The 12672-nt window shown below is 64.9% G+C and carries 14 protein-coding genes; 11 read left to right on the forward strand and 3 right to left on the reverse strand.

The window, feature by feature from the left end; translation table 11 throughout:
* Positions 1-138 precede the first annotated feature (138 nt).
* Together ACNJYB_RS28320 and ACNJYB_RS28325 are read right to left on the reverse strand one after the other, a co-directional pair.
* Entirely contained in the window at positions 139-3204 is a 3066-nt protein-coding gene (locus ACNJYB_RS28320; RefSeq protein WP_439369823.1) for an efflux RND transporter permease subunit, read from the reverse strand.
* On the reverse strand, positions 3201-4283 hold the full coding sequence (locus tag ACNJYB_RS28325) for an efflux RND transporter periplasmic adaptor subunit (RefSeq protein ID WP_439369824.1): 1083 nt from the start codon (positions 4281-4283) through the stop codon (positions 3201-3203). Before ACNJYB_RS28325 ends, ACNJYB_RS28320 begins: the two co-directional genes overlap by 4 nt.
* Positions 4284-4633: 350 nt before the next feature.
* Here ACNJYB_RS28325 and ACNJYB_RS28330 point away from each other — a divergent pair, with 350 nt between their 5' ends.
* Both ACNJYB_RS28330 and ACNJYB_RS28335 read left to right on the forward strand, forming a co-directional pair.
* The gene (locus ACNJYB_RS28330) at positions 4634-4837 is read left to right on the forward strand and encodes a DUF3551 domain-containing protein (protein WP_439369825.1); all 204 of its coding nucleotides are present in this window, start codon (positions 4634-4636) and stop codon (positions 4835-4837) included.
* A 216-nt stretch (positions 4838-5053) separates the two neighbouring features.
* Entirely contained in the window at positions 5054-5557 is a 504-nt protein-coding gene (locus tag ACNJYB_RS28335; RefSeq protein WP_439369826.1) for a DUF1269 domain-containing protein, read from the forward strand.
* Between the two features lie 19 nt (positions 5558-5576).
* Here ACNJYB_RS28335 and ACNJYB_RS28340 read toward each other — a convergent pair whose 3' ends face one another.
* Complete coding sequence (locus ACNJYB_RS28340) at positions 5577-6287, reverse strand: Bax inhibitor-1/YccA family protein (protein WP_439369827.1); 711 nt, start codon at positions 6285-6287, stop codon at positions 5577-5579.
* A gap of 247 nt (positions 6288-6534) precedes the next feature.
* Here ACNJYB_RS28340 and ACNJYB_RS28345 point away from each other — a divergent pair, with 247 nt between their 5' ends.
* The 9 genes from ACNJYB_RS28345 (at position 6535) to ACNJYB_RS28385 (ending at position 12194) form a co-directional block, all read left to right on the forward strand.
* Positions 6535-6765 (forward strand): DUF6894 family protein, encoded by a 231-nt coding sequence (locus ACNJYB_RS28345; protein ID WP_439369829.1) that lies wholly within the window; start codon positions 6535-6537, stop codon positions 6763-6765.
* 149 nt (positions 6766-6914) lie between these two features.
* Positions 6915-8348, forward strand: coding sequence for a basic amino acid/polyamine antiporter (locus ACNJYB_RS28350; protein WP_439369830.1), 1434 nt, complete (start codon positions 6915-6917; stop codon positions 8346-8348).
* A gap of 26 nt (positions 8349-8374) precedes the next feature.
* Positions 8375-8614 carry a hypothetical protein gene (locus ACNJYB_RS28355; protein WP_439369831.1) on the forward strand — a complete coding sequence of 80 codons (240 nt, stop codon included), beginning with the start codon at positions 8375-8377 and terminating at the stop codon, positions 8612-8614.
* Positions 8615-8643: 29 nt separating this feature from the next.
* Positions 8644-9765 (forward strand): AI-2E family transporter, encoded by a 1122-nt coding sequence (locus tag ACNJYB_RS28360; RefSeq protein WP_439369832.1) that lies wholly within the window; start codon positions 8644-8646, stop codon positions 9763-9765.
* 6 nt (positions 9766-9771) lie between these two features.
* Positions 9772-10371, forward strand: a complete 600-nt coding sequence (locus ACNJYB_RS28365) for a hypothetical protein (RefSeq protein ID WP_439369833.1) — start codon at positions 9772-9774, stop codon at positions 10369-10371.
* On the forward strand, positions 10372-10857 hold the full coding sequence (locus ACNJYB_RS28370; protein ID WP_439369835.1) for a DUF992 domain-containing protein: 486 nt from the start codon (positions 10372-10374) through the stop codon (positions 10855-10857).
* Between the two features lie 158 nt (positions 10858-11015).
* Positions 11016-11576: an HdeD family acid-resistance protein gene (locus ACNJYB_RS28375; protein WP_439369836.1), complete on the forward strand. Its 561-nt coding sequence runs from the start codon at positions 11016-11018 to the stop codon at positions 11574-11576.
* Between the two features lie 14 nt (positions 11577-11590).
* Positions 11591-11914, forward strand: coding sequence for a twin-arginine translocation signal domain-containing protein (locus ACNJYB_RS28380; protein WP_439369837.1), 324 nt, complete (start codon positions 11591-11593; stop codon positions 11912-11914).
* Positions 11915-11951: 37 nt separating this feature from the next.
* Positions 11952-12194, forward strand: coding sequence for a hypothetical protein (locus tag ACNJYB_RS28385; protein ID WP_439369839.1), 243 nt, complete (start codon positions 11952-11954; stop codon positions 12192-12194).
* Positions 12195-12672 lie beyond the last annotated feature (478 nt).

Consider the following 12672-nt stretch of genomic DNA (forward strand, 5'->3'; position numbering starts at 1 on the left):
ACCTCGAACCGCGAACGATGACCGATGCCGTGACCGATCGCCTGCTCATTCCGAGGCCGAACCATGCGCCCGCGCATGAAGGTGGCATATCAGGTGATTACCTAGTCGGAGTCCGGGATTCCCCTCACGGCACGACGCTCAGGCCGCGCTCGCCGCATTGGGAGCCGCGACCGGCTCCTTTCCGCCCGACCAGGTCACATACAAGGTCGGCAGAAACACGAGCGTGAGCACGGTTGCGACGAGCAGTCCGCCCATGATCGCGAAGGCCATCGGCCCCCAGAAGACAGTCGGCGCAATCGGAATCATGCCGAGGACGGTGGAGACCGCCGTCAGCATGATCGGACGAAAGCGGGAGCTGCCGGCATCGACGGCGGCCTCCCAGGGGTCCTTTCCCTGCGCGCGTTCGGCCTCGATCTGCCCAATCAGGATCACCGCATTCTTGCTGATCATGCCGAGCAGCGCCAGGACGCCGAGAATGGCGACGAAACCCAGCGGCCGTCCTGACAGGAGCAGCGCCGCGACCACGCCAATCAGACCAAGCGGGGCAACGCTGACGACCATCAACAGCCGCGGGAAGCTCTGCACCTGGACCATCAGGACCGTGAACATGACGAACAGCATCACCGGCACGACGGCCATGACGGACGCCTGGGACTTCCGGCTCTCCTCCACGGTGCCGCCGACAACGACATCGTAGGACGGCGGCAGAGTCGTCCTCAGCTTGGCGATGGCGGGAGCCAAGGCATTGACGACCCTCTCCGGCAGTACCCCGTCGGGAATGGCAGCCCGCACCGTCAGGGTGGGCACGCGGTCGCGGCGCCAGATCAAGGGGAATTCCTGATCGTACTCGAAGGAGGCAAACTGGCTCAGCGGAACGGTCCGGCCGCCGGGGATCGGCACCTGCAGCGTTCGCAGGCTCGCCAGCGACGCCCGCTGCTCGTCTGTCGCGCGGACGACCACGTTGACCAGATAGATATCGTCTCGAACCTGTGTAACCGGGGTACCGGAGATCACAGTGTTCAGGACCGTGGCGATCGCCTGCGAGCTCAGACCGAGAAGCCGTGCCTCATCCTGATTGACGCGGATGCGCACCTGGCGATCCGGCTCCATCCAGTCGAAGTTCGTGCTTCTTGCGCTCGGATCGGACGCGAGGATCCGCGCCACTTCGAGAGCGATGTCGCGCACCCGCTCGACATCGGCGCCGCTGACGCGATATTGCAGCGGCCATCCGACGGGAGGACCGAGGCCGAGCGGCGAAACCGACGAGATCGCGTTCGGAAACTCATTCGCCAGAAACCGCTCCAGCTTGGCATGCAAGCGCTCGCGCGCCGCAACGTTTTGGGCCACGACCACGGCCTGGGTAAAGAACTCGTTCGGCAGCTCGACGCTGAGCGGCAGATAGAAGCGGATCGCACCGCGGCCGACATTGGTGCTCCAATGCGCGACGTCGGGATCACCGGTCAGCGCCGCGTCCAGGCGCCCGGCAGCGGCTTCGCTGGCGAAGATCGACGCGTTCTGCGGCAGGCTGACATCGACGAGCAGCTCCGGCCGGTCGGACTGGGGGAAGAACTGTTGCGGTATCAGCGGGAGCGCGAGCATGGACGCGACGAAGAGCGCTGCCGTCCCGCTCAGCGTCAGCCATTTGGCGCGGATCGCCAGCACCAGAATGCGCCGATACAGCCGGAACACCGCCCCGGGAGCCGGAGCGCCCGCCTGCTTGGGCGGGACAAGGATGGCGAAGCCCAGCAGCGGCGCGAAGATGACCGCGACGAACCACGATGCCAGCAGGGCGATCGCGACGACTGCGAACAGCGAGAACGTGTATTCGCCGGCGGAGCTGGCGGCAAAGCCGACCGGAATGAAGCCGGCGATGGTCACCAGCGTACCGGCCAGCATAGCCAGCGCATGGGTGCGGAAGGCATAGCTCGCGGCGGCAATCTTGCTGTCGCCCAGCGCCAACCGGTTGAGTGTGGCATCTGTCGTCGTCATGGCGTCGTCGACCAGCAGCGCGAGTGCGATGATGAGAGCGCCGAGCGAAATGCGCTGCATGTCGATGCGGAGAAGCTCCATGCTCGGAAACACGATGGCAAGCGTGAGCGGGATTGCCAGTGCGATGACGAGGCCGGGACGGAGGCCGAGGCTGACGAAGCTCACCGCGAGAATGATGGCGATCGCCTGTACCAGCGACGTCATGAACTCGCCGATCGCCTTGTCCACCACGACCGCCTGATCGGCAACCAGGCTCGGCTCGATTCCGATCGGCAGGTCGGCGGTGATGGCCGCCATCGCAGCTTTGACGTTCCTGCCGAGGGCGAGGATATCGCCGCCGTCGCGCATGGCGATCGCGAGCCCGATTGCCGGATGGCCGTTGACCCGGAACAGCGGCTGCGGCGGATCGGCATAGCCGCGCCGCACCGCCGCAAGATCGCTCAGGCGGAGCATGCGGCCACCGGCCGCGAAGTTGATGCCGGCGATGTCCTGCTCGGACTGGAAGCTTCCCGACACCCGAAGCGAAATTCGCTCGGAGCCGGTCTGGATCGTCCCGGTCGGCATCACGACATTCTGAGCCTGGAGAGCGGCGATCAGCGCAGTCCGATCAACCCCGAGATTCGCGAGCTCCTTCTTGGAGAACTCAACGAAGATCACTTCGTCCTGCGCGCCCAGCAGCTCGATCTTCGCAACGTCTGGCACGCCCAGGAGGCCCGATCGGATCGCCTCGACCCGGTCACGCAGCTCGCGCTCGGTAAACCCGTCGCTGGTGAAGCCGTAGACGATACCGAAGGTGTCGCCGAAATCGTCGTCGAACGCCGGCCCGACGATTCCCCCGGGAAGCGTATGGCGGATATCCCCGATGCTTTTCCGCACCTGATACCAGGTATCGGAGACGTCCCTCGCGTTGGCGCTCCCCTTCAAATTCACGAAGATCGTGGTGAGACCGGGCCGGGTGAAGCTGCGCAGGAAGTCCAGATGCGGCGTCTCCTGCAGTTGGCGTTCGAGCCGTTCCGTCACCTGCTTCATCGTCTCGGCCGCCGTCGCCCCCGGCCACGCCGCCTGAACGACCATGGTCCGGATGGTGAACGCAGGGTCCTCGTTCCGGCCGAGGCGGACATAGGACAGTCCGCCGGCGAGCACGGCGACGAGCATGAGATAGATGACGAGCGAGCGGCGCTCGAGCGCCCACTCCGAGAGGTTGAAACCGGTCATGGCTCGGACCCGAGCACGCGCACCTTCTGGCCCGGATGAAGTGCCTGAACGCCCGCGGTCACGACGATCTCGCCAGCATCGAGCCCTTGCGAGATGATCACCTGTGCCTGATCGAACCGCAGCACGTCGACATTCCGGATGGAGACCGTTTTGCTCAGGGGGTCGAGGATCCAGACGGCCGGCTGTTGGTTCATCCTGGTCAGCGCAGTTGCGGGAATATCGATCATCGGTCCGGCGCTCGCCTCGGCGCGACCGATCACCGTGGCGCCCAGTCGCATCGCCGCGGGCGGATCGCCAAGTCCCACCCTCACCTCGAAGGTGCGCGTGACCGGGTTCGCCTGTGCGGCAACCTGCCGGATGCGCCCTTGCGCGGTTACTGCCGGATCGTCCGTCAGGGTGACTGTCACTTGCAGATTGGCGGGAGCCGCTCGCACCAGCTGGGCGGGGACCTCGAAGACAGCATCGCGGCCATCCTGCCGCGCAATCCGCGCAATGGTCTGTCCGGCCTGGATCACCTCGCCGGCGGCCGGCCCGGTCTCGATGATCTTGCCCGGCGCATCGGCGCGCACCTCGGTGAAGTTGACCTGGTCGTGGGCGGCGCTCAACTGCGCCTCGGCCGCGTCGACCTGGGACTGGGCCGTCTGTTGCGCCTGCGTTGCCGCTTCGAAATTGGCGCGCGTGGTCCATCCCTGCGCGAGCAATGTCTGCTGGCGTTCGAAATGATTGCGTGCCTGGGTGAGCTGCCCTTGCGCGGCGGCGAGAGCCGCTTGCGCCTGACGCAGCGCGTTCACTTCGTTCTGTGATTCCAGTTGCGCCAGAAGCTGGCCGGCCTCGACGCGCTCGCCGAGCCTGGTGTTGTTCGCGAGCAGCCGCCCGGAAATTCGGAACGCGACACTGATCTCGTCCTCGGCTTCGATGTGTCCGGTGAAGACGAACGGCATCGGCGACTCCCGCTTCCCGATCGTCGTCGTGCGAACCGGGCGCGGCGCCGGCGCGACGTCGCTGGCCGCTTCCCTTTCGCAGGCCGCCAGCAGCAGCGACATCGCGCCGGCAATAGCCATCGTCCTGAGCGTCGGCATGAGATGATCACCGATCGACTTCGCCGGACCTGATTTTGCCGAGGAGCCATCGTCCTTGTATCGGTAAATCTACTGAGCGCCCGCGGATACAATCGTGATCGACGCGTCTTGCCTAAGATTCGTGCCCAAGATTCTCCCAGGATTCCTGCCCAAGACTTGATCCGACGATGACTGGATGATTCCCTCTCCCGCGTCAGGCAATCACCCGATAGCGAGAGCGTCACACGCGGCGCATAACACCTGCACCGGCCATCATGGTGGCACGACCAGCGTTCGCCAAGATCGCCGGCGCACGACGGAGCGGGTTACGCGGGCTCCGGACGTTTGACTCCAGGACAGGAGGACTCTCCATGAAAAAGCTGGCTTTGCTGGCGGCCGCGATCACCATGGCCCTTGGCGTCATGGGAGCGGCTGCGCCAGGACGCGCGCAAGATCTGGCGTGGTGCACGAAGATCAAGGGAATGACCAACTGCATGTACTCGACGCGCCAACAATGCCGCGCATCCATCAGCGGACGACACGGCACCTGCGTTCGAAATCATCGTTGGGGGTAGTAGCGGCAGACTCGGGCCCGTCCTCAGGCCTCGCCGGTCGGGCGTCGCTAGGCGATTTCCCGGTTGTCTCGCGCCGCCCAAACTCCAAAGCGGGTGCATCTATCAGGACATTCATCCGCCTGAGGCAGGGTTTCCTCTGATCCCGGAGGTGTCGCCCTCGGGATACGGTCCGCACCAACATTTTGGTCCGCATTTTCGATCCAACGGGAGGTCTTCATGTCCGATCTGGTCGCGATCGTGTATCCGTCCGAGGCAAAAGCCGAAGAAGTGCGTCAGCGGCTACTCAAGCTGCAGAAGGAATATCTGATCACGATCAGCGACGCCGTGATCGCCGTGAAGACGGCTTCGGGCGGCATCAAGCTCAATCAGCTCGTCAACACCACCGCCATGGGCGCGATGACCGGGAGCTTCTGGGGCCTCCTCATCGGAGTCCTGTTTCTCAATCCGATCCTCGGGGTGGCCGTAGGCGCCGCATCAGGCGCGCTGGGCGGTGCGCTGTCCGACTTCGGCATCGACGATTCCTTCATGAAGAACCTGTCAGCCAATCTCCAGCCCGGCAATGCCGCCTTGTTCGTCCTGATCAAGCACATGACCGCGGACAAGGTGATCAAGGAGATCAAGGACGCCGGCGGCGTCGTGCTCAAGACCTCGCTCGATGAGACCAAGGAAGCGGCGTTGCGCGACGCGCTCGCAAGTAGCGTGGAGCGGCCGGCGGCCTGAGCCGCCGTCCTCTCGCGTCTCAACGGCGGCCGCCGGCAAGTCGCAGCAGCATCATGAACAGGTTGAGGAAATTGAGATAGAGCGACAGCGCGGCGACGACCGACTTGCGGCCCGCGGCGGTGTGGTCATCCGAGATGTCGTACATCCCCTTGATCCGCTGCGTATCGTAGGCCGTCAGGCCGGCAAACACGCCGACGCCGACGATCGAGATCAGCCAGTCGAGCGCGGTCGACCCCAGGAACAGGTTGATCAGGCTCGCGATGATGATTCCGATCAGGCCCATGAACAGGAAGGTGCCCAACCCCGACAGGTTGCGCCGGGTCGTGTAGCCGAGAATACTAAGCGCGCCGAACATCGCGGCCGCGATGAAGAAGACGCGGGTGATCGACGAACTCGTATAGATGTGCAGCAATATCGATAGCGATACGCCGACCAGGGCCGAATAGACGAAGAACAAGATCCGCGCCGCGGACACCGACAGCGTGTTGATGCGCGAGCCGATGAAGAACACCAGGGCCAGCGGCGCCAGGATGAAGACCCACATCAGGGGACTCTCGAGCAACTCGGGTCCGATGGCCTGATACGTCACCCAGGCGACGACCGCGGTCAAGCCGACACCGGCGGCCATGTAGCCGTAAATCCGCAGCATGTAATCGCGCAGTCCGGTATCCACCGCGGTCAGGCCGCCGGGGGAATCCGTGGCGGTCAGGTTTTGATCATAGTTCGACATCGCTTGCCTCCTCTGGCGCTCGCCGAATGAGGTCACGCTAGCCTCCGAACCCGCTGACCAACATCGGACAATCCCCCGAGGGCCATCGGTGAAAACCACCGGCTCCCAATGCCGGAGCGCCCACGGCAGCCGCGTTTCATGACCAATCCGCAAGTCGGGAACCGTTTTTAGGCCTCTAGGTCTTTTGGCCGAGGCACCTTACACCGTTGTCACTGGAGGCTCGCCGCGGTCCGGCCTAATCGGGGGCATGCGCTTTTTCTTCCATATCGCCGACAAGTATGGTGTCTCGACCGATGGGATCGGATGCGAGTATGCCGGACAGGACGCAGCCGTCCTGCATGCCAGCCGCCTTGCCGCCGAGCTTGCCAAGGCCGGCGAATTCTTCCGTGGCAGTGTCGTGCTGGTTGCCCGGGCCACGGAGACCCTCTCCTGCTCCGCGAGCGAGGACGACCCGGCCGGGTTGCCTTCCAGGACCTGACGACCGCACCTGACGCTCCGCGTCCGCCGATTTCCTGCGCTGCTCCCTACAGAGAATCCCTGATGGGCGCACGGGGTGCGGCCCTCTAAGGTCCGCGCTTGAGGCGGCTGCTGCAACTGCGGCCGTCTCGGATTGGAAGGCCATCCGTCATGGCGGTGAACGAGGCCGATCAGAAACTCTCGCGCAACGCCTTGATTGCGCTTGTGATCGGGTCGATGGTCGGGTCCGGCATCTTCGCTTTGCCCGCCCAATTCGGACGCACCACCGGCGCCCTCGGCGCGATCATCGCCTGGGTGATTGCCGGCACCGGCATGTTGACGCTGGCCTTCGTGTTCCAATCGCTGTCCCGGCGCAAGCCGGAGCTCGATGCCGGCATCTACGCCTACGCCAAGGACGGCTTCGGTGACTATATCGGCTTTGCGTCCGCCGCGGGCTACTGGATAGGCTGCTGCCTCGCCGACGTCGCCTGTCTCATCCTGATCAAGGCCACGCTCGGGCAGTTCTTCCCGGTCTTCGGCGACGGCACGACGCCGATCGCGATCGCCTCGGCGTCCCTGCTGCTGTGGAGCGTCCATGTCCTGGTGCTGCGCGGCATCAAGGGCGCTGCCGCGCTCAACACCGCCACGACCTTCGCAAAAATCATTCCGATCCTGCTGTTCATCGTCGTGGCCGCGATCGCCCTTAACGGCGACGTGTTCTCGGGAAATTTCTGGGGTGCGGAGCGGCCGGACGCCCGCGACGTGCTGTCCCAGGTCCGCGGCACGATGCTGCTCACGGTGTTCGTGTTCGTCGGCATCGAGGGTGCGAGCGTGTATTCGCGCTACGCCAGGACGCGTTCCGACATCGGCATCGCAACGGTGACAGGCTTTCTGACGGTGCTCTGTCTTCTCGTGCTCGTGACGCTCCTGTCCTACGGCATCCTGCCGCGGGGCGAGCTTTCGGAGCTGCCGACACCGTCGATGGCGGGCGTGATGGAAGCGATGGTCGGCCGCTGGGGCGGCGTGTTCGTCAGCATCGCCTTGCTGATCTCGATCCTCGGCAACTACCTGTCGTGGTCGCTGCTTGCAGCCGAGATCCTGCACTCGGCGGCGAACCAGCGCACCATGCCGGCCTTTCTCGCGCGCGAGAACGCGCACAGGGTTCCGGTCGGGGCACTCTGGCTCACCAATTGCGTGATACAGAGTTTTCTCTTCGTCAGCTGGTTCGCAGAATATGCCTTCACGCTCGCCCTGAAGATGACGAGCGCGATGACTCTGATCCCGTATTTTCTCGTCGCCGCGTACGGCCTGAAGCTCGCGTCGACCGGCGAGGCCTATGATGCCGGCGAGCGCGCCCGCACCACCGACGGGATCATCGCAGCCGTCGCGACGCTCTACGCGGCCGCCATGATCTACGCCGGCGGACCGAAATTTCTACTGCTGTCCGCAATCCTCTACGCGCCGGGAACGCTGCTGTTCCTGATCGCCAAGCGTGAGCGCAAGGAGAGGCTGTTCAGGCCGGTTGAGTCCGTCCTGTTCGCGGCGATCGCCATCGCCGCGGGTGCCGGAATCTATGGGCTGGCTGTCGGAGCCATCTCGATCTGACCGATTGTCGCTGACCGGAGGCGAGTATGAACATCTGGACCGTGTGTCGAGCGTCGATCCTGAGCGCAGTGGTGGCCGTCGTCGCACCATCGGCCATTTCCATGGCCCAGCCGACGGACGGCACCGTCGCGGCACCGAAGCAAACCGGTGTGGCCACGCCAGGCGATGCACGGCCCAACACCAATACGAATCCGGTCAAGCACCGCTATTGGCGTCATCGCGGCGGCAAGCATCCGCATTACGGCAGCCGCCGCGTTCGCACCTGAGACACGGCCACATGACGGCGGACCGGTCAATGAGCGATTCCAGGATCGGACCAGAGCGAGCCCACGGGGTCGTTCTGCACGCGAGCCCCGTCGACGAGTCCGGGCAAGCCGGAGGGCCGGGCCTCCTGGGGGTCGGCCTCACCTTGCTTGCTATAACCGTTGTCCTGTTCCTGGTGTGGCAAACGGTGTCCAGCCTCCTCATCGTCTTCGCGGGGGTGCTGTTCGCAGCTTTTCTGGATGCCGCGGCGCGGGCTCTGGCGCCGGTCCTTCCGCTCAGCCGCATCTGGCGTCTGACATTGGTTCTCATGCTGCTCTCGGCCTTGTCGGGCTTCGGGCTGGTCTGGGGCGCCGGCAAGCTGCCGGAGCAGACGCGCCTGCTGCTGAAGGTCATGGATGCCCAGGTCGATATTCTGCAAGAGCACCTGCTGTCCTACGGCGTGGACCTGCTCGGCCCGGAATGGGGGCGCGACTTCGCCCAATGGCTGTTCGCCGACCAGGGACGGTTTCTCAGCCACGCGCAATTCCTGCTGGGGGGCGCCTCGAGCCTTCTGACCGGCGTGCTCGTGGTCGTGTTCCTGGGGATCCTCTTTGCCTTCGATCCCACCAGCCACCGCGACAGCCTGGTCGTGCTGGTCAGGCCATCCTACCGCGCCCGCATGCGCACCGTGATGGACGAGATCGGCAACGTCATGCGGCTGTGGTTCGTCGGCCAGTTGATCCGCATCATCCTGATGACGCTCTGCGTCTGGCCGGCGCTCTATTTCATCGGCCTGCCGGGGCCGTTCCTGCTGGGGCTGCAGGCGGGCTTGTCGAATTTCATCCCTTATCTCGGGCCGATCGTCGCCGCGGTCCCGATCGCGCTCGTGGCCATGCCGCTCGGCGCCTCGCTGCTGATCTGGGCCGTCGCCGTCTACACCATCATCCAGTCGATCGAAGGCTACGTGATCGGCCCCCTGATCCAGCGCCGGGCGGTCGAGACACCGCCGGCTTGGACGCTGGTTGCGATCGTCCTGCTCGGCGCCCTGTTCGGCATCATGGGTATCGCGCTGGCGATGCCGCTCGTCGCCGTCGGACGGGTCGCGGTGATCCGGTTCTATGTCGAGGACTATCTCGGCGACGGCCGTGAGCCGGCAACCGAAATTCGTGAGTGAGCCGCCATGAGCGAAATCGATGCACAGCAACGCGATGTTCCCGAGCCTCCCCTGACGCGCGCAGGGGCCGGTCAATTTCTCTGGCAGCAGCTTCCGTATGTCGTCGCGCTGCTGCTCGCCATCGCAGGCGTCGCCTACACGAACATCTCGCACCAGCCCCTGGTCGGCTATTGGGAGTTCCTGGCGCTCGCCATCGGCGTGGTCTGCGTCATTACCAAATGGCCCGAGACTGAAGGCAGGGAAAGCCAGATCCGCCTGGTGTGGACCCAGGCGCTGCACTGGATCGCGGTCCTGATCACGATGAACATCATGCTGGTCTCCGGGGTTCAGCAGATGCTTCCGATGCCGGCGACCGGTCTCGTGCTGCTGACGCTGCTTGCGCTCGGAACGTTCCTTGCGGGCGTCAGCCTGCTGTCGTTGCAGATTGCCTTTCTCGGGCTTGCGATGGGCGCCGCCGTCCCGGCGATATCCTGGCTGAAGCAGTCCATCTTCTTCTTCCTGCTCGGCGCCGTGCTGCTGATCGGCCTCGCGATCTCGTTCTGGCTGCGCCAGGACAGCCGCCTCTCGCGCCGCACGAGGAAAGCCCAACACCTGACGGAGGCTTGAATGCGAACATTGCGAAATCTTGCGGCCATCTGCGCCTTGGCTGCTCTTTCCGCCACCACCACGTCCGCGCGCGCCGAGAGATTCAGGATTGGCAGGCTGCTGTGCTTCTCCGAGCCTCGCGTCGGGCTGGTGCTGGGATCGACACAGGCGATGCGTTGCGTCTTCACCGGGCTGCGGTCGCCCCGGCAGTATATCTATGAGGGACGGATCAGGCGCGTCGGCCTTGACCTCGGCGTGACCAGCGCCGGCACGTTGTCATGGGCGGTCTTCGCCCGGAATTCGCGCATTGGCCCCGGCACGCTCCGCGGCAGCTATGTCGGGGCGAGCGGCAATTTTGCATTGGGTCCGGGTCTCGGCGCCAACGTCCTCATCGGCGGCTCACGGAGGAGCCTGATGCTGCAGCCGATCTCGATTGAACGTTCGATCGGCCTCAATCTCGCTGCCGGCGTGACTCATCTGACGTTGGGACCGCGGGGCGCGCAATAATCCGCATCCCGCCTGGTGGATGCTGGCGCTGATGCAGACCGAAGGGGACGCGAACATTCCCGCCCGATGGCTCAGGGTTTCGTCTGATGTCCGCATGGCGGGTTCGCCGCTAGGATTCACCGTCCGTCGATGGAACCATCGTTGTCGGAGAGGATCGCATGACAGCCTATGACAGCCGGTCCGGCATCGCAGCGCTGGGTCCTCCGCCACTTTGGGCCTGCGCTCTCCTCGGCGCCGTCTTGATCGCGGCCGGCTTCTTTGCGCTCGGCGACCTCGCCTTTGCCACCATCGTCAGCGTCAAGTTCATCGGACTGACCGCGATCGCCGCCGGCGGATTCGAGATCGCGCATGCGTTCTGGACCAAGGAATGGGGCGGCTTCCTGTGGCGGATCGTTCTCGGCGCGCTCTACCTCGTCTTCGGCCTCATCCTGCTGACCCAACCGGCCTCCGGCGCGCTGATCCTGACCTATTTCCTCGGCGCGGTGCTGTTCGCGTCCGGCGTCATTCGGTGCGTGCTGAGTTTTGCCTACTGGCATCAGAACGGCTGGATGATGCTGATCTCCGGCATCTTTGCCGTCATCGCCGGCGTGCTCATCCTGTTCGGCTTCCCCGACATCAGCGTCTGGGCGGTTGGCGTCCTGCTCGGTGTCGACCTGATCTCGCATGGTCTCGCATGGTTGCTCTGCGCACTGCAATCGCTGCGGACGGCCGAATCATAAAGGAGAGAAGCACAATGATTGCTCCCAACCGCCGTGCCTTCCTCGGCCTTGCAACGAATGCCATTGCCGCGTCCGCAATCGGCACCGCCGGCGTTCGCCTTATCGGCGTCGCCGAGGCGATGCCGGTCGACCCCGATCCCGGACGGGCCGGCGAGGCAGCGCTCCCTGTCATGCCGGCGCAGTGGGGACCGGGACCCAGTCCGGGCTGGGGCAGCCCGGGCTGGGGCGCCCCGCCACCGCGTCCCGGTTGGGGTCCCCCGCCGCCGCGTCGTCGTCGTCGCCGCTGGGTTTGCTGGTGGCATCGCGGTCGTCGTCATTGCGGATGGCGCTGGCGCTAGGACGTGCCGAGCCCTTGCCAAGGTGATGGAGGGAATCGTGCGCAACAACTACCAATGGGCCCTCGCCGCCGTGCTGGCCGCGCTTCTCGTCATGGCAACCTGGTTTTGCGTATCGGTCTGGCGCTCGACGCCGGCGATGCCGGTCTACGGCAATGTCATCCTGGCCGGGGCCGCTGTCCTCATCCTGGTGTCGGGCTGCGGCCTGATCGCATTGATGTTCTACAGCCATCGCAAGGGCTACGACGAACCCGCGCGCAGCGACAGGGCCGCGCGGGACTGATCCCCGCCAAAACATTGGGAGTTGCGCGCAGAAGAGTTCCGCGCAAAGGCGGACTATTGCGAGCACGAGCAGGTCAGGAAAACGCTGCGGAGAATCGCCAGGATCTACGACGACCTCCCCCGTCGAGCGGCACTGATCCGGACCGTCCAAGAGGCCACAGAGTAGCCCGCAGCCCCTGTCGAATTCCGGCCTGTTTTTCCGCAAGTGGCAGGCGTAGACTTCATGCGCCTCTCGGGCTCGCGCCGCACCAGCCCCGGGACGCCCGAGAGAGCAGGCGACCCCGCCGAGCCTCCCCGTGCCAGGTGGGGTCGCTGCATTGTAGGACACGCGCAGAGACAGATTAGGCCCTCCGAATGAGTGCCTCTTTCTAGCAATCGCCATCCTAAATCTGGGAGACGTAAAATCTGTCGGCCTCCGGGATCCAGCCCCTCCGGCCGACCCGGAGCGCAGGCGGCCTCGCCATGTGTAACAGCATTGG

It is taken from the genome of Bradyrhizobium sp. SMVTL-02, from assembly GCF_051853005.1.
In the GTDB taxonomy this organism is placed as follows: domain Bacteria; phylum Pseudomonadota; class Alphaproteobacteria; order Rhizobiales; family Xanthobacteraceae; genus Bradyrhizobium.

What these genes read in the sequence shown, in the direction of transcription:
- ACNJYB_RS28320 (WP_439369823.1), bottom strand. Translation starts at nt 3,204, where the DNA reads ATGACCGGTTTCAACCTCTCGGAGTGGGCGCTCGAGCGCCGCTCGCTC.
- ACNJYB_RS28325 (WP_439369824.1), bottom strand. Translation starts at nt 4,283, where the DNA reads ATGCCGACGCTCAGGACGATGGCTATTGCCGGCGCGATGTCGCTGCTG.
- ACNJYB_RS28330 (WP_439369825.1), top strand. Translation starts at nt 4,634, where the DNA reads ATGAAAAAGCTGGCTTTGCTGGCGGCCGCGATCACCATGGCCCTTGGC.
- ACNJYB_RS28335 (WP_439369826.1), top strand. Translation starts at nt 5,054, where the DNA reads ATGTCCGATCTGGTCGCGATCGTGTATCCGTCCGAGGCAAAAGCCGAA.
- ACNJYB_RS28340 (WP_439369827.1), bottom strand. Translation starts at nt 6,287, where the DNA reads ATGTCGAACTATGATCAAAACCTGACCGCCACGGATTCCCCCGGCGGC.
- ACNJYB_RS28345 (WP_439369829.1), top strand. Translation starts at nt 6,535, where the DNA reads ATGCGCTTTTTCTTCCATATCGCCGACAAGTATGGTGTCTCGACCGAT.
- ACNJYB_RS28350 (WP_439369830.1), top strand. Translation starts at nt 6,915, where the DNA reads ATGGCGGTGAACGAGGCCGATCAGAAACTCTCGCGCAACGCCTTGATT.
- ACNJYB_RS28355 (WP_439369831.1), top strand. Translation starts at nt 8,375, where the DNA reads ATGAACATCTGGACCGTGTGTCGAGCGTCGATCCTGAGCGCAGTGGTG.
- ACNJYB_RS28360 (WP_439369832.1), top strand. Translation starts at nt 8,644, where the DNA reads ATGAGCGATTCCAGGATCGGACCAGAGCGAGCCCACGGGGTCGTTCTG.
- ACNJYB_RS28365 (WP_439369833.1), top strand. Translation starts at nt 9,772, where the DNA reads ATGAGCGAAATCGATGCACAGCAACGCGATGTTCCCGAGCCTCCCCTG.
- ACNJYB_RS28370 (WP_439369835.1), top strand. Translation starts at nt 10,372, where the DNA reads ATGCGAACATTGCGAAATCTTGCGGCCATCTGCGCCTTGGCTGCTCTT.
- ACNJYB_RS28375 (WP_439369836.1), top strand. Translation starts at nt 11,016, where the DNA reads ATGACAGCCTATGACAGCCGGTCCGGCATCGCAGCGCTGGGTCCTCCG.
- ACNJYB_RS28380 (WP_439369837.1), top strand. Translation starts at nt 11,591, where the DNA reads ATGATTGCTCCCAACCGCCGTGCCTTCCTCGGCCTTGCAACGAATGCC.